Genomic DNA, 15,243 nt, shown 5'->3' on the forward strand with positions numbered 1-15,243 from the left:
TTCGGTGTTCGGTGTTCGGTGTTCGGTGTTCGGTGTTCGGTGTTCGGTGTTCGGTGTTCGGTGTTCGGTGTTCGGTGTTCGGTGTTCGGTGTTTAACATGGTACTGCATCATATTCCCTCTGTCAAGTAATTCTTTGTTTTATTTGGTTTTTTATACCTGTTCGATCGTTAAATGATCTGTTTCGCTTTTTTAGTGTAATCGTTTGAAAACTATTTGACTAGCCTTTTTGAAAACTTTTTCAAGATTTTTTTTCGTTTTATTAAGGGTTTTACTAATTGAGTTGTAAAAAACAGCGAATTATTCTTTGTTATGATTAAAATAATCCATTTGCTTAAATTCCTCCTTTAATTTGCTGCCTTATGTTGATAGCTGTTATAATTTGCTTATCTTTCAAACTGAGATCAGCTTTATGTACACTATTTATGGCATTAAAAACTGCAACACAATGAAAAAGGCCTTTACTTGGCTTGATGAACATCACATTAATTATCAATTTCACAATTATAAAACCGATGGACTATCAGAAGCGCTTTTAGATACATTGTTGCAATTGGTGGACTGGCAAAATTTGCTCAATACACGCGGAACAACTTGGCGCAAGTTAGATGAAGCTGTCCGTGCTCAGATCGATAACGAGCAAGCAGCTAAAAAAATCATGTTAGCTAACCCATCTATTTTAAAACGCCCTTTATTGATCGATGGAAAGCGAGCTTTATTGGGATTTTCAGATCCGCTTTATTCACAATTTATATCGCAAGCTAAATAAAATCGAGGCCATTATGACCGAACCTGTTATTGCACTAACCAAAGTGCTCATTGCCGAAAAATCAATAAGTCCTGACGATAAAAACTGCCAAAAACTTATTATTGAGCGATTAAAACCGCTTGGTTTTATCATTGAAGAAGTCAATATAGGGCAAACCAAAAATTTATGGGCTTATCATGGTGATGCTACTAGCAAAACCTTGATGTTTGCAGGCCATACCGATGTTGTACCAGCTGGCGATGAAAGTAAATGGCGTTATCCACCTTTTACACCAACTATTGACGAGCATGGCGTGCTTTATGGGCGCGGTGCATCAGATATGAAAAGCGGTGTTGCAGCCATGGTTTGTGCAGCAGAAGAATTTGTTAAACGCAACCCTAACCACGTTGGGCGTGTGGCTTTTTTGATCACATCAGATGAAGAAGCAGACGCCACTGATGGCACCGTTAAAGTGGTTGATTTGCTCATCAAACGCCAAGAACGTGTTGATTATTGTATTGTTGGCGAGCCATCGAGCAATGCCCTGCTTGGCGATCAAATTAAAAACGGTCGTCGTGGTTCACTCACAGCTAATTTGGTTGTACATGGCGTTCAAGGCCATGTTGCCTACCCTCACCTTGCCGATAATCCCGTTCATCGTTTTGCTCCTGCATTAAATGAACTGGTTAGTACCGTTTGGGATGAAGGTAATGAGTACTTTCCTAAAACCACAATGCAAATAGCGAATATTAATGGCGGTGCGGGTGCTGAAAATGTTATACCAGGCGAGCTTCGTGTACAATTTAACTTCCGTTATAGTAGCGAATTGACCGATGCTATAATTAAAGCACGTGTTGAGCAAATTTTACAAAAGCACAAGGTAAATTATACCTTAACTTGGCGATTGTCTGGTCACCCTTTTTTAACGCCACAAGGTGATTTAACCAACGCTGCAGCTAGCGCTATCAAAGAGTTAACCAATATTGATACTGAATTATCTACTAGCGGTGGCACATCTGACGGTCGTTTTATTGCTAAAATGGGATGCCAAGTGATCGAACTAGGCGTGCTTAATAAAACTATTCACAAAGTCAATGAAAATGCCAACTGTCAAGATATTATTACTTTAACTGCAATTTATTACCGTATTTTGGAAAAATTGTTGTTAGCGTAATTAGTTGATGTGACGATTATAACTTGGCGATTTCGATTTTAATCTAAGAGGAAATACTATGGAATGGCTTAAAGATTATTGGTGGATAATTTTGATTATTTTAATTGGAATTTTTATTAATACCATTAAAGCATTAAATCGACTAAGTTATAAAGCGTATCTTGAAAAAAAGAAAGGAATAAAACCTATCCCTTATAAAGATGACGACGATGATTGACCAACAACAACCACTTCAACGTCGCCTAAAAAATAACGCAGTTAAAATAATAGCAGCTTAGTTACCGCTATTAAATAATGCTTGATGGCGGTAGCGATCAACCCACATTGCCGTAGCACCACACACGGCAATAGGCATGATAATTAAATTAAGCACTGGCACCATGGTAAAAAAGCTAACTAACATGCCAAAAGTTAAATTATCGGCTTTATGTTGTTTAAGCAACTGACGCATATGATCAAAAGTGATTTTGTGATTATCAAAGGCGTAATCGGCATATTGGATGTTAATTTGCCAAGCAGTAAATAAAAACCAAACCACAGGCGTAACCGATTGCCCAATAACTGGAATAAAATAGGTTAACAGTATCGGAATAGCCCATAATAGATAGTTGAGCAATTTTTGAAATTCACGACCAAAAATACGAGGAAGATCTTTAATAATACTTAACCACGATGTATCTACCGCAGGTATTCCTGTTAATTGTGCTTCAACTTGTTCGGCCAATATACCATTAAACGGTGCAGCAATAATATTGGTTACCGTACTAAAAAAATAACAAAATAAAATTACCAGTGTCAAAATAACAATAAAAACGATAATATAACCCAACCACTGCAACCAACTTGGCACATACGATAATCCCCAATCTACCAAACCCGTAATGGAGGTAAAAAACCAATAAAATAGTGCCGACATAATCACAATATTGGCTATTAACGGTAAAAAAACAAACCGCTTAATCCCTGGGCTAAACGCCAATGACCAGCCTTTTAAAAAATACTCAATGCCTGTTGTTGGTTGGCGTTTTGGGGTATTGTTATTCGTTTGGTTTTGCCAATGGCGGTGCTGTGTTTGGTTTTCGAGTTTATTGAGAGTCACATTCGATTCCTTTTTTAATTAAAACCAATTGAGTAAAAACATAGTAACTATTGTAAACATACCTCTTGATAACCTGCAATGGCAATTAATTATTTTTGCTGTCTATTTTGGCAAAGATTACATTATCGCCCTGCTTTACTAGCCATGTTCTGACCTCGTGTTTAATAGTTTGCATTAATGCTTGTTTGCCGGCAAGTTGATATAAATCAATAATCAAATTCTGATTGTTTTTGCTTTTTAGCAGTGCTGACAATACAGGCAAAGCACTCGCCTGTGTAGATTGTGATTGTAAGCGCGTTTGAATATGACTATTTAATCGACACAGTGCAGCGTAAGAGGCTTCAAATGGGCGGTGATAATAAGCAAATCCCGTTAGCTCATCAAAATCATGCGTATCTAAATTTAGTGATAATAGCAAGTTACTGTGGTTCTTAATCATCTTGTTAAAAGGTAAATCGATGATATTTTTAAGCCAATAAGCATTACGGTGTAACCTTTGGGTTAGTTTTCGTATTAGCTGCTGCCCAGATTCAGTTAATGACTTAAGCACCATAACCGAATAACTGCCACTGCTAGCTTGTTTATGGCTACTAACATGAACTAAGGTAAAACCACAAGCTGTCCAAAATTGATAATTAGACGAGCTATAAGCAAAACTAACCGATACAAAATCATAATTATGCGCTTTGGCATCATCAACAATATTCTGCACAAGTTGTTTAGCAATAGATTGCCGTCGATAAGTGTTAATAACCGCAATACGGTTTATTCTAACCGAGCGCAGCTTGGCAGCTAATCGCTCGCCAGCATGGGCAACCAGTGACTGCGCCACTAAATTACCTTTGGGGCGACGTGTGCCTTGCCATACTTGTTCAATTAAATCATCAGGCAAATTACCTTCATTGACTGTCACTGCCGCAGCAACGTTTTTATTTCCAATGTTGGCCTGCCAAACCGATAAATTTTGTGCATCAAGCAGACGTCGTAAATCAATTAATGTGGTTTGATAATGTGCTATTTTTAATAAATAAAAGATCGACCTTAACGCATGAATATCATTGCGATCAACCTTGGCATATTGGGCAGATAAAGCGCTCGCACTGCTAGGGTTATCATCTTGTGCCAATACACCATTGAGTAACAACCGATCGCTAAATTGTTCAAGCTCATCACCCACTTGCCAACGAATGGGGGTATGTAGGTAAAAATATTGACAGGCTTTATTTGCCAATAATTTTAATAAAAAGCCCTGACCTGTGCCTTCATACCCTTCAACGGTTGTTGTTAATAATACTCGGCTATTATTGGCAATAGCCACTTCTAGCAGCTTTTCAAGCATTGAAAGAGGAATCATTGCTGCTTCATCAATAATCAAATAGTTAGCAAAACTATAATGCGACTGTGCAATTAATTCATCTGGTGCAAAAAATAAGGTATCGGGTTTGGCAAAAGTAAAAAAGGTTGTCAAAGCTGATTTATTGGGCGCTGTTACAATACAACGTTGATAATGGCTAAACAGTCCTGCTAATGCCGATTTGCCACGTCCACGCTTGGCAACAACGACATTAATTTGTTTATTGCTGTTTAATAATTGCTTTAATGTAGTTTGCTGCTGAGTTAAGTCATAATTGTCATCGGTCACCTGCTCAAAAAACATGGGCGATATAGCTGTTTTTGGCAAAGAGGTTTGATTAATAATGATGCCAAACTCTGCTAATGTTTGGGTTAAATGTGCAATAAAATTAGGTACCGTGATTGCGGTTTGGCATTCGTTCCAACGCAAACTGTCTTGATCGTGCCAAGTAGCCAAGTTATTGGGCAATAACAAAATCAACACACTGCCTTTTATTAGCGTACCGACTAACATGGCAAAAGCATCAAGATTAAATCCGGCCGTTGCATCAAAAACCGCATGCCGATACTGCTGACCCAATAATTGTTTTGTTTGATTAGGTTTAAGTACGTTCGCAATCAATGAACAAGCCAAACAATCAGGCTGATGCGTAACAGTAACCCAATCGCCAGCATTTTGCTCAAAGATGGGAATAAGTTGGTCAAATAATTGTGAGGTTTTACCCTGTAACACCCATAGTTTTCGAGTGTTGTTGGGATTATACATAGGTTAACTTTTTCCAATTAATAACGACAATATCCCGGCAGCAATAAGTGGCCCTACAGGAACACCTTTGAAAAATGCAACGCCAATTAGCGTACCAATAATTAAGCCATTAACAATAGTTGGCTGCGCACCAATAAGCGATACGCCACGCGTGCCAAGCCAAGATACACAAATACCCACCAAAATAGCCAATAGTGATTGCCAAGTAGTAAACGATTTAACAATATCGCCAATTTTTAATGAACCATCAGCCAATGGCACCATCATGGCAGCTGTTAAAATAACAATTCCAATGGTTAAGCCATATTGATTTAAAAATGGAAAATAAGTGGCTAGTGGTGTTAACTTAAAGAGTAACAATAACAGTACTGCAAATGTCACTGTGTTATTGTGCGTTAAATAACACAGTGCCGCTAAACCTAATAAGACAAAAAAAGAAACATCAAACTGCGCAAGCATTATAAAGGCACACCAATGCGTTTTGCCACTTCTTCATAGGCTTCAATTACACCGCCTAAACCTTGACGGAATCGGTCTTTGTCCATTTTTTTTAGTGTGGCAGTTTCCCACAAGCGACAACCATCGGGCGAAAACTCATCGCCTAAGGTAATTTCGCCTTTAAATAAACCAAATTCAAGCTTATAGTCAACTAATATTAGCCCTGCTTTGTCAAATAAATCAGTCAAAATAGTGTTAATTTTAAAGCTCAATTCTTTCATTTTAGCTAATTGATCATCGCTCGCCCAACCAAAAGCTTTACAGTGTGACTCGTTAACCATCGGATCGTGCAATGCATCGTTTTTGAGGAATAATTCAAAGGTAGGTGGATTTAAGATTTTGCCTTCTTCAACGCCTAAACGTTTAACTAAAGATCCTGCTGCACGATTGCGTACCACGCATTCAACAGGTACCATTTGTAGTTTTTTTACAAGTACTTCGTTGTCTGATAATAAGGCCTCAACTTGAGTTGGGATACCTGCTTCACGCAATTTATTCATAATAAAATAGTTAAATTTATTATTAACCATGCCTTTACGATCTAACTGTTCAATGCGTAAACCATCAAATGCGGATGTATCATTGCGAAACTCAAGGATTAATAAATCGGGGTTTTCAGTAGTGTATACCGTTTTAGCTTTACCACGATAAAGCTCAGCCAACTTTTTCATGTTTTTAACCTTATACCAATTACCAATAAATGATTAAGGAGCTGTTCGCTCCTTAAATTCCAAATCTATTTTTGATCTTCATCACTTACGGATGTTGCTGTTTTTTTGCTTTCAGGCTTGTTCTTTTCTTCGTCATTTTTATCTTGTGCTTTTGCTGGCACAATACGCATAGAATCAGGCGCAACATCGTTCATGATGTCATTAAATAAACCAACAATATAGCGTTGTACTTCAACCGGTTGTGAAATTAAATTTTCAGTACCACGGGTTAACGAGGTGATCGAAATAGTGATTGTTTCGGTATCCCCTAGCAATTGACGTTTAATTGAATAAGAGGCCTCAACCGCTTGCTCTTCGTCAGCACGAACCATAAAGCTTTTGCCGGTTTGGATAGTATTACTGTCGTGGCTAGCAATCAAAATATTTCTTTTATTTAAACTATTAGGAATCTGCTCCCACACATTACTACTTAATGGCACATTAAAAGTGACTGAGCCATTATTATAAATTGCAAAAGCTTCTTGGATAGTTGAGATTGGTAAAGTTGGTGGTCTAATATCAAGCTTCTTTCCTAAATCACCGTGAACCTCAGTTGTATTAACAAAAAACTCATTACTTTCAGCTGGTATCTTAGTACCTTCTGGAATGATTAACGGTTTTAAATCAGGTGATTTAAGATAATCTTCATTTCCTTCAACTTCACGTTTAAAATTTTGATCATTACCACAACCAACAAGAAATAAAGAAGTCACAACTGCTAAAACAGCCGTTTTTTTAATAACATTGTTTTTAAATAGGATTTTGTTCAATGTGTTATTTAACATAGATATCTGCTTTTAAAATTAAAGGTTATACAAAACTATAGTAGATTTGCCTCTTTTAATGCTTGCTCAACTACCGAAATTGATGATTGAGTTAGCGCAACTAAAGGCAATCGAATGCTTGGGCTTTGCATTAAACCTAATCTTGCGCAAGCCCATTTAGCTGGCGTTGGGTTGGGTTCAATAAACAAATGACGATGTAATGCCGTTAAAGTATCATTTAAAGCACGAGCTTCTTGAATTTGGTTATTAGCAGCAAGCTTACATACCGTTGCAACAGCTTTGGCAGCCACGTTGGCAGTGACCGAAATCACTCCATCACCACCTAAAATCATAAAGTCTAAAAACGTTGAGTCATCGCCACTTAATAATTTAAAATCAGGACCAACTAATTTACGGGTTGGATAAACTCTTGAAAGGTCACCAGTTGCATCTTTTAATGCAACAATATTTTTAATTTTGGCTAAACGCCCAACGGTTTCAGGTTTAATATCGCTACTAGTGCGCCCAGGCACATTATATAAGATTTGTGGCAACGCTGTACTTTCTGCAATGGCTTTAAAGTGTTGATACATGCCTTCTTGCGTTGGTTTATTATAATAAGGCGCAACAGTTAAACAGCCAACAACACCGATATTTTCAACCCGACTGGTCAATTCAATGGCTTCTTTCGTTGCGTTTGCACCCGTGCCTGCAATAATAGCAATGCGACCATCGGCATAATCGATTGTTCGTTTAATCACATCGATATGCTCATGATGATCAAGCGTTGCCGATTCACCTGTCGTACCGACCGAAACAATGCCCGATGTTCCATTAGCAATATGATATTCGACCAATTTTTTTAAGCTTACGTGGTCTACATTTCCTTTTGTATCCATAGGGGTAACTAGTGCGACCAGACTTCCTGTAAACATAAAATGACCTCTCATATTATTGGTTTATAACACAACGTAAAGAATAAAATATGCGAATAAGTATGCGATATTTCTCAAGTAAATTCAACTTTTGTTATGCAGGATTATCAATATCAATAAAAATAACATCAATACCATAACCGCTTGCTAACCATTTCCCTAGATTTTCAATACCATAACGCTCAGTGGCATGGTGCCCTGCGGCATAAAAGTTAATACCATATTCGCGCGCAATGTGAATAGTGCGTTCTGATACTTCGCCAGTAAAAAAAGCATCTACGCCCATTTGTACTGCTTGCTCAATATAATCTTGCCCACCACCACTGCACCAAGCAATACGCTTAATCATTTGTGGTGCATTATCACCACAAAACAACACTTGCCGTTGGTTATGGTGTAACACTTGTTCAAGTTGATGTTTAAATTGTAATGCCGTCAATGGGCTATTTAGCACACCTGTAAAAAGTAGGTTAGTAATATCATCACGCTTATCAACTGTAATCCCGAGTAAATTAGCTAACGCCATATTATTACCTAAAGTGGGGTGACCATCTAACGGCAAGTGGTAGCCATACAAATTAATATCATTTGTTAACAACGTCTTGATGCGTTGATACTTAATGCCAGTAATGGTTTGCACTTCGTTTTTCCAAAAATAGCCATGATGCACCAACACCGCATCAGCCTGTAATTCAACTGCTTTATCTAATAATAACTGACAAGCTGTAACGCCTGTTACAATTTTATTAACTTGCCTTCGCCCTTGTACTTGCAACCCATTTGGCGCATAATCCCGATAACGGGTAATTTGTAGCTCATTATTAATAATCTTTTCTAATTCAAAATGATGCATTGCTTACTCGGTTTTAAAATGATTTTATAAGGAATGATTATAATCACTTTAAATAACAAACGCATCTACTCGTTTGCCTTAATGTGATTATGTAAGAATTACCATAAGCAAATTAACAATAAACGCTTAAAGTCAATGCTAGGCGAACCGTTTAAAAACTGGCATAATAGCCCTTTTTCGACAAATAAGATAAATTATTGTGCCAAACGCCAAATTATGTGAACGCTTTCGAGGGTTTTATCCCGTTGTCATTGATATTGAAACCTCGGGGTTTGATCCCAAACTCAATGCCATATTAGAAATTGCCGCCATCACTCTAAAAATGACGCCCGACGGCTGGCTAGAACCAGAAAAATCGCTACAATTTAATGTCAATCCATTTGACGGTGCTATTTTGGAGCCTGCCGCACTAGCCTTTAACGGCATCGATCCCAGCAACCCATTAAGAGCCGCAGTGGACGAAAGGCAAGCTTTAGATGAGATATTTAAAATGGTCAGTTCAGGCATAAAAAACAACGGTTGCACACGCGCAGTCATTGTGGCGCATAATGCACACTTTGATCACAGCTTTTTAATGGCTGCAGCAGAACGCTCAAAAATCAAACGCAATCCGTTCCACCCATTTGCTACCTTTGACACTGCATCACTCAGTGGATTAATTTTTGGACAAACAGTACTTGCCAAAGCTTGCCAAATGGCACAAATCACCTTTGATCACAAACAAGCTCACAGTGCACTATACGACACTCAAAAAACGGCTATACTTTTTTGTAAAATTGTTAATCGACTAAAATCACTTGGAGGATGGCCTTTGGTATCTATCGATAGTAAAATGGAAACCGAAACACCAATAGAGACAAATGAACATAATGAGCAATAAACTAAAAACAAACAAGCAAACACACTAAAACAATAGATGATTTAGAAAAAGCCATGCTCAATACAGACAAAGCCAAAAAAGCGTACGAAGATGCTCAATATGAATGGCATCTAAAAGAGTTGCTTGCAAAAGCGCGCTCAACTGGCGCGCTTGATTGATTGGAGATTAAGATTTGTGCTTTTCAGCCGTTTGCTTAATAAGCGTTTGCAACTCGCCAGTTTGGAACATTTCTAACATAATATCACAGCCCCCAACAAGCTCGCCTTCAACCCATAATTGTGGGAATGTAGGCCAATTAGCAAATTTTGGTAACTCGGCACGAATATCAGGGTTTTGTAAAATATCAACATAAGCAAACGCTTCACCACATTGCGACAAAACCTGCACAGCCTGAGCCGAAAAGCCACAACTTGGCAATTTTGGCGAACCTTTCATATATAAAATAATTGGATTGTCAGCAATTTGTTTTTTGATTTTGTCGAGTGTTGTCATTTCAGTTGTCATGCAATTTCCTTGGTAATTATTGCGTAATAAACTAACTATTTTAACGTAGAATTAGGGTTGTGACTAATGCTATCTTGAATCAAATCAGTTTAATGAGGATTTTTGCAGCTGATTATAAAAGAGGAGAAAATCCATCAAAATAACCAAATAAAAAACCAACAAAATCAATATCTTTTAATTCATCTAATTTAATCGCTGTTTCCAAAGAAATTTCATCTAAGTTTTTAGATTGAATGCTTGATCCTTGCCAAAATACCAAACACTGCCGACCGCTATCATTTTATCGTTTTGATAATATTGTTGTTCAGGCGTCATCTAACTGTTAGCTGAATGACGATGGATATGATTATAATAGATAGATATTCAAATAGTACTTTATTAATCTGTCTGCTCGTTTTTGATCTACTAAAATAATGTACCAGATTTAATGCCGAGCATCACACCTTGGCACAAAATAGTCGTGCACTGGGTGCATAAATCGAAAAATGGGAGTACACGAAAATGATGATGATTTGAAACCAAACACAACGGGTGGCTCATTTTTTAAAATTTTACCTGTCCATTGATATATAAACTCATCTTTATTATTTAAGCTATTTAGTGGGTAAAACATGTCACCTTCAGCTATACCTTCAATCTCATTCGTTATTATATTGGAGTTGGAGTCTAATATAATTAAATGCCTTGCTATGATTTCATCACTTTGAATAAGCTTGCTTTTATCTTTGTTGGTATAGTTTTGTATAAAAAAACGAAAATCATTTGCTTCAGCCAAATAACTGTCTACTTTTTTCAAACTATCCATATTTCCCCAAAATGCTACAGCGGTAATCTCATCATCTTCATCAAGAACAGGAAAATCCTGTTCATCAATTTTGTTCCAGAATAAAGGCGTTAATTGCTCTTGCACAAAAGGGTTTTCTTTGCCGATATAAACAAGGCTAGATGGATGGTCTTTAATTATTTTAGAATCTAATTTAAAACCAAACATATAATCAGATAGATAAAAAGGACCGTCACCACTGCTATAAGGATTAACAACAGCTAAAGCTTTTAAACTACTAATAGGAAATGATTTTAAATAATTTTTTTCATAGTCGTAAATAAAAACCGTATCGTCTTCAGATATTCCAACTTCAGAAAAAAATTTAGCACGATATGAATCGGTCAATAAATATTCTTTCTTTTTGTAATTTTCTCTTTTTCCACTAGGAATTAAAAACACTCTTTCTTTATACTCTTTATCATATAAATTAATATCGTCAGATAATGAAATGAACATAAAATCAGAGTCATCTTCAATATAATCAATAGATCCTAGCGAATATACTCGAATATCTTTTCTATAACCACTACCATCAAATTCTTTCAATTTATTACGATCAAGGTCTTGAGAATAGCCATAAAAACTCAGTGGCACTAAGATAAAAATCAAAAACAAAAAATAGAATAATTTTTTTATCATTTATTCATCTGTTCCTTTAACCAGTTTATTTCTTGTGCCCAAATATCGGGATCAATGGTTTCTAAGATAAGAGGAATTTCGTCAATTCTTGAGTCTTGCATGATATATTTAAATGCCGCTTCGCCAATATTGCCTTTGCCTAAACTGTGATGGCGATCGACATGGCTAGCAAATTCGCTTTTGGCATCGTTTAAATGCATGCCTCGTAAGTATTGAAAGCCAACGATTTTTTCAAATTCTGCAAAAGTTTCTTGGCAAGCTTGTTCGGTACGTAAATCGTAACCAGCAGCAAAGGCATGGCAAGTGTCAATGCAGACGCCAACTCGGCTTTTGTCTTCAACTTGGTCGATGATTTGCGCAAGATGTTCAAATTTATAGCCTAAGTTAGAGCCTTGTCCTGCGGTATTTTCGATAACAGCAACCACATTTTGTGTTTTGTCGAGCGTAATGTTAATCGATTCGGCAATGCGTGCTAGGCATTCATCAACCGATATTTGTTTTAAGTCACTTCCGGGGTGAAAATTGAGTAATGTTAATCCTAATTGTTCACAACGTTGCATTTCGTCTAAAAACGCAGTGCGTGATTTTTCAAGTTGTTCACTATCGGGATGGCCTAAGTTAATTAAGTAACTGTCGTGTGGCAAAATTTGTTTGCTAGTAAAGCCATATTTTTCGCAGCGTTTTTTGAAGCTGTCGATGGTGGCTGTTTCAAGCGGTTTGGCGTGCCATTGTCGTTGATTTTTGGTAAATAGCGCAAATGCGGTTGCGCCAATTTGATAGGCGTTAATTGGGGCATTGTCTACCCCACCTGCTGCACTTACATGTGCACCAATGTATTTCATTTTTTGTCCTAATGATGTTGTTAGTTTATGATTAGCGGATAATTAGTTTGAGCCGCTATTACGTTGTAGCTGATCACGCAAATTAGGCGGTACACCTTTAATAATCAGTGAGTCAGTCTGTGGATCCCATTTTATACGTTCACCTAACAAATTTGAATCGAAGCTTAAGGTTAATCCGCCACCGCTGCCTGAGAATTTTTTAAGTTGGCGCAATGCACTACGATCAACGGGAAAAGTATCTTCTAAGTCATATTCGCTGTTTTTAATAAATTCGATAAAGTTGTTATCGTCACTTGTTGGTAGTTCGTTGGCTAGGTTTTTTAACTCTATTTCTTCACCAGCTTGTAGTTGAGCTTGACAGTAATTGTACACGCTTTCACGTGCGTTGGTTTTGTCTTGTTTGTCAAATTGCATTTCTTGGCAGTATTCATCAACCGCTTTAACCAGTGTTTTGTTTTGCGCTTTGGCGTCTAGCCCTTCGCTTGCGCCTAAATAGTCCATAAAAAAGTCTGATACTTTGCGCCCTACTCGTCCTTTTAAAAAGGTTAGGTAGCGTTTTGAGTCGGCTTGGGTTTCCCATTCTGTGATATCTATGCGAGCAATAATGTCGGCATGGTCAATATCAAGGTATTGGGTTTCGCTAATATCTAAGTTTTCATTAACTAACATACTTAAGCAACTATTTAATACCGCAATAATTAAGTATTCAACCGCCAAATAACGATACTGGCAAAATACGACCGTTCCTCCTTCTGCAAAAGGATATTTGGCAAGTTCATTGCGTAGTTGTTTGGTGGATTCTTGGCTAAAATGCAAAAAATCTTGGTTACCTAGTCGTAGCTCTTTTAGTGATTGTTCAAATAAGCTTTCACTATTAAATAATCCATAAGCTTTGCTTTTGTTGTTATAAATACGGTTGATATCTTCAATTAAATTAATAACCGCCTGCTCATTACCTAGCGTTGAGTCGCGTAATTGTAGTTCGATCTCGGTGTCACTTTTTCTAACTAATTTATGTAATATGATATTTTCGATTTGTACACTCATTAGAAATTCCTGTTTAGATCTTGAAAAAATAGTGTTCATTTTAGCAAAACACGAAAAAAGTGCTATCAACAATTAATAAGTCTGTTAGACTAGTAGGCATAATTTCAAATTTATACTCAAACGTATATCTTATCTGAAACTTCTTTACAATATCTAACGATAGGAATAAAAAAATATGGTGAAATCTCACGATATTTATCATGATTTTAGACAAAAAAAAATTAGTGCTTTGTTTTGGCAATATGCATTACCCGCCATTATCGGGACAATAGTTAACACACTTTATAATATTATTGATGGGGTTTTTATTGGCCATTGGATTGGGCGCGAGGCATTAAGTGCCGCTGGCCTTATTTTACCGGTAATGAATTTGGCAGCAGCAATTGGTATGTTAGTTGGGATTGGTTCGGCTAGTCGTATTTCAATTTTTTTAGGCCGTGGCGATAACGACAAGGCCGAAAAAGTCGCCGGTACGTCATTTATGCTAACTGCCGTGCTGAGTGGTTTTACGTTGTCAATGTTGCTTATTTTTGTTGATCCCGTGTTGCGTTTTGTCGGTTCTAGCCCTGCTAACCATGTTTATGCCAGAGAGTTTTTAGAGATTTTTCTACCCGGTAGTATCTTTTTAACCCTCACTTTTAACTACAACAATATGATGCGTGCAAGTGGTTATCCATTTAAAGCAATGGTAACTATGTTTGTCAGTGTGATTGCCAACATTATTTTGGCACCGATTTTCATTATTGGTTTAGGTTGGGGAATGCGTGGGGCAGCACTGGCAACAACGTTGTCGATGATAATTAGCTTTGTGTTTGTTATGCAACATTTTTTAAATAAGAATAGTAATATTAAGCTTTATCGTCGTAATTTTAAGTTGGACTTTTCAATTGCAAAATCGGTTATATCAATCGGTTTATCGCCTTTTTCAATGCAAATGGCGGCGTCAATCGTTGTGGTGTTTATTAACTGGCAACTTAATCGCTATGCACCACTTGCTGGCGTATCTGGTGATGATTCCATTGCCGCTTTTTCTAATGCTAACCGGCTTATTACGCTAGTGATTATGATTGTTATTGGTATCAATCAAGGTATGCAACCTATTATTGGTTATAATTATGGTGCTAAAAATTATGATCGCGTTAAAAAGACTTTCTTTTATGCTGTGAAAGTGGCAACGGTTGTAACTTCGCTCGGTTTTGTTCTTGGATTTTTTATTCCTGAAACGTTGGTGCGAGCATTTAGTTCAGAGGAAGATCTTGTTGCATTATCAGCCATTGCGTTACGTTTTACGACACTTTCGTTTATTTTTGTTGGCTTTCAAATGGTGACTACTAGCTTTTTCCAATGTATTGGTATGGCAAAAATTTCAATTTTATTAAGCCTTTCAAGACAAATTTTGCTTTTATTACCTGCCCTTTATATTCTGCCGTTATTTTTTGGCTTTGATGGTGTTTGGGCAGCAGCACCAACGGCCGATCTGTTATCAACTGGTACAGCTTGCCTTGTGCTTTATTGGTATTTTAAATCAATAAAAACAAGATATTCTAATTAAAATTATACATTTTATTTATATCGGCTAATAAAAAAGGGACTGCAGTCCCTTTTTT

General features: G+C 37.1%; 17 protein-coding genes. 5 read left to right on the forward strand and 12 right to left on the reverse strand.

The window, feature by feature from the left end; translation table 11 throughout:
* Positions 1-410 precede the first annotated feature (410 nt).
* From A9G35_RS00205 to A9G35_RS12765, 3 genes are read left to right on the forward strand one after another with little or no spacing between them, the layout of a single operon-like run.
* Complete coding sequence (locus A9G35_RS00205; protein WP_065635198.1) at positions 411-767, forward strand: ArsC family reductase; 357 nt, start codon at positions 411-413, stop codon at positions 765-767.
* 13 nt (positions 768-780) lie between these two features.
* Positions 781-1,920 carry a succinyl-diaminopimelate desuccinylase gene (gene dapE, locus A9G35_RS00210; protein ID WP_065635199.1) on the forward strand — a complete coding sequence of 380 codons (1,140 nt, stop codon included), beginning with the start codon at positions 781-783 and terminating at the stop codon, positions 1,918-1,920.
* Positions 1,921-1,978: 58 nt separating this feature from the next.
* A complete protein-coding gene (locus tag A9G35_RS12765; RefSeq protein ID WP_081300065.1) occupies positions 1,979-2,137 on the forward strand; it encodes a YpfN family protein in 159 nt (52 codons plus the stop codon).
* A 57-nt stretch (positions 2,138-2,194) separates the two neighbouring features.
* Here A9G35_RS12765 and cysZ read toward each other — a convergent pair whose 3' ends face one another.
* The 7 genes from cysZ to A9G35_RS00245 all read right to left on the reverse strand — a co-directional run bounded on the left by cysZ (position 2,195) and on the right by A9G35_RS00245 (position 8,898).
* A complete protein-coding gene (cysZ, locus tag A9G35_RS00215; RefSeq protein ID WP_081300066.1) occupies positions 2,195-3,019 on the reverse strand; it encodes a sulfate transporter CysZ in 825 nt (274 codons plus the stop codon).
* Between the two features lie 85 nt (positions 3,020-3,104).
* The gene (locus A9G35_RS00220; RefSeq protein WP_065635200.1) at positions 3,105-5,138 is read right to left on the reverse strand and encodes a tRNA(Met) cytidine acetyltransferase TmcA; all 2,034 of its coding nucleotides are present in this window, start codon (positions 5,136-5,138) and stop codon (positions 3,105-3,107) included.
* A 3-nt stretch (positions 5,139-5,141) separates the two neighbouring features.
* On the reverse strand, positions 5,142-5,597 hold the full coding sequence (locus A9G35_RS00225) for a DUF441 domain-containing protein (protein ID WP_065635201.1): 456 nt from the start codon (positions 5,595-5,597) through the stop codon (positions 5,142-5,144).
* The gene (gene purC, locus A9G35_RS00230; protein WP_065635202.1) at positions 5,597-6,307 is read right to left on the reverse strand and encodes a phosphoribosylaminoimidazolesuccinocarboxamide synthase; all 711 of its coding nucleotides are present in this window, start codon (positions 6,305-6,307) and stop codon (positions 5,597-5,599) included. Before purC ends, A9G35_RS00225 begins: the two co-directional genes overlap by 1 nt.
* Positions 6,308-6,372: 65 nt before the next feature.
* Complete coding sequence (gene bamC / locus A9G35_RS00235) at positions 6,373-7,131, reverse strand: outer membrane protein assembly factor BamC (RefSeq protein ID WP_065635203.1); 759 nt, start codon at positions 7,129-7,131, stop codon at positions 6,373-6,375.
* Positions 7,132-7,166: 35 nt separating this feature from the next.
* Positions 7,167-8,045 carry a 4-hydroxy-tetrahydrodipicolinate synthase gene (dapA, locus tag A9G35_RS00240; protein ID WP_065635204.1) on the reverse strand — a complete coding sequence of 293 codons (879 nt, stop codon included), beginning with the start codon at positions 8,043-8,045 and terminating at the stop codon, positions 7,167-7,169.
* 94 nt (positions 8,046-8,139) lie between these two features.
* The gene (locus tag A9G35_RS00245; protein WP_065635205.1) at positions 8,140-8,898 is read right to left on the reverse strand and encodes a Nif3-like dinuclear metal center hexameric protein; all 759 of its coding nucleotides are present in this window, start codon (positions 8,896-8,898) and stop codon (positions 8,140-8,142) included.
* A 199-nt stretch (positions 8,899-9,097) separates the two neighbouring features.
* On the opposite strand from A9G35_RS00245, the gene rnt reads away from it, so the two are divergent.
* Positions 9,098-9,778, forward strand: a complete 681-nt coding sequence (gene rnt / locus A9G35_RS00250) for a ribonuclease T (RefSeq protein ID WP_218057147.1) — start codon at positions 9,098-9,100, stop codon at positions 9,776-9,778.
* 165 nt (positions 9,779-9,943) lie between these two features.
* Here the strand turns inward: rnt and A9G35_RS00255 are convergent, their stop codons facing one another.
* The 5 genes from A9G35_RS00255 to yejK all read right to left on the reverse strand — a co-directional run bounded on the left by A9G35_RS00255 (position 9,944) and on the right by yejK (position 13,636).
* Positions 9,944-10,270 carry a Grx4 family monothiol glutaredoxin gene (locus A9G35_RS00255; protein ID WP_065635241.1) on the reverse strand — a complete coding sequence of 109 codons (327 nt, stop codon included), beginning with the start codon at positions 10,268-10,270 and terminating at the stop codon, positions 9,944-9,946.
* A gap of 124 nt (positions 10,271-10,394) precedes the next feature.
* The gene (locus A9G35_RS13325) at positions 10,395-10,541 is read right to left on the reverse strand and encodes a hypothetical protein (RefSeq protein WP_176701361.1); all 147 of its coding nucleotides are present in this window, start codon (positions 10,539-10,541) and stop codon (positions 10,395-10,397) included.
* 165 nt (positions 10,542-10,706) lie between these two features.
* Positions 10,707-11,747: a hypothetical protein gene (locus A9G35_RS00260; RefSeq protein ID WP_065635207.1), complete on the reverse strand. Its 1,041-nt coding sequence runs from the start codon at positions 11,745-11,747 to the stop codon at positions 10,707-10,709.
* Positions 11,744-12,589 carry a deoxyribonuclease IV gene (gene nfo, locus A9G35_RS00265; RefSeq protein WP_065635208.1) on the reverse strand — a complete coding sequence of 282 codons (846 nt, stop codon included), beginning with the start codon at positions 12,587-12,589 and terminating at the stop codon, positions 11,744-11,746. Before nfo ends, A9G35_RS00260 begins: the two co-directional genes overlap by 4 nt.
* Positions 12,590-12,631: 42 nt before the next feature.
* Complete coding sequence (gene yejK / locus A9G35_RS00270) at positions 12,632-13,636, reverse strand: nucleoid-associated protein YejK (protein ID WP_065635209.1); 1,005 nt, start codon at positions 13,634-13,636, stop codon at positions 12,632-12,634.
* 175 nt (positions 13,637-13,811) lie between these two features.
* On the opposite strand from yejK, the gene A9G35_RS00275 reads away from it, so the two are divergent.
* The gene (locus A9G35_RS00275; RefSeq protein WP_065635210.1) at positions 13,812-15,188 is read left to right on the forward strand and encodes an MATE family efflux transporter; all 1,377 of its coding nucleotides are present in this window, start codon (positions 13,812-13,814) and stop codon (positions 15,186-15,188) included.
* Positions 15,189-15,243 lie beyond the last annotated feature (55 nt).

Origin of the sequence: Gilliamella sp. Choc5-1, from assembly GCF_001690595.1 — a bacterium.
GTDB lineage: Bacteria > Pseudomonadota > Gammaproteobacteria > Enterobacterales > Orbaceae > Gilliamella > Gilliamella apicola_M.

Bases quoted from the DNA above. Each gene is read 5' to 3' on its own strand.
- A9G35_RS00255 (WP_065635241.1), bottom strand. From the start codon at position 10,270: ATGACAACACTCGACAAAATCAAAAAACAAATTGCTGACAATCCAATT.
- dapA (WP_065635204.1), bottom strand. From the start codon at position 8,045: ATGTTTACAGGAAGTCTGGTCGCACTAGTTACCCCTATGGATACAAAA.
- A9G35_RS00260 (WP_065635207.1), bottom strand. From the start codon at position 11,747: ATGATAAAAAAATTATTCTATTTTTTGTTTTTGATTTTTATCTTAGTG.
- dapE (WP_065635199.1), top strand. From the start codon at position 781: ATGACCGAACCTGTTATTGCACTAACCAAAGTGCTCATTGCCGAAAAA.
- yejK (WP_065635209.1), bottom strand. From the start codon at position 13,636: ATGAGTGTACAAATCGAAAATATCATATTACATAAATTAGTTAGAAAA.
- purC (WP_065635202.1), bottom strand. From the start codon at position 6,307: ATGAAAAAGTTGGCTGAGCTTTATCGTGGTAAAGCTAAAACGGTATAC.
- bamC (WP_065635203.1), bottom strand. From the start codon at position 7,131: ATGTTAAATAACACATTGAACAAAATCCTATTTAAAAACAATGTTATT.
- A9G35_RS00220 (WP_065635200.1), bottom strand. From the start codon at position 5,138: ATGTATAATCCCAACAACACTCGAAAACTATGGGTGTTACAGGGTAAA.
- A9G35_RS00225 (WP_065635201.1), bottom strand. From the start codon at position 5,597: ATGCTTGCGCAGTTTGATGTTTCTTTTTTTGTCTTATTAGGTTTAGCG.
- A9G35_RS00245 (WP_065635205.1), bottom strand. From the start codon at position 8,898: ATGCATCATTTTGAATTAGAAAAGATTATTAATAATGAGCTACAAATT.
- A9G35_RS00275 (WP_065635210.1), top strand. From the start codon at position 13,812: ATGGTGAAATCTCACGATATTTATCATGATTTTAGACAAAAAAAAATT.
- A9G35_RS00205 (WP_065635198.1), top strand. From the start codon at position 411: ATGTACACTATTTATGGCATTAAAAACTGCAACACAATGAAAAAGGCC.
- A9G35_RS12765 (WP_081300065.1), top strand. From the start codon at position 1,979: ATGGAATGGCTTAAAGATTATTGGTGGATAATTTTGATTATTTTAATT.
- nfo (WP_065635208.1), bottom strand. From the start codon at position 12,589: ATGAAATACATTGGTGCACATGTAAGTGCAGCAGGTGGGGTAGACAAT.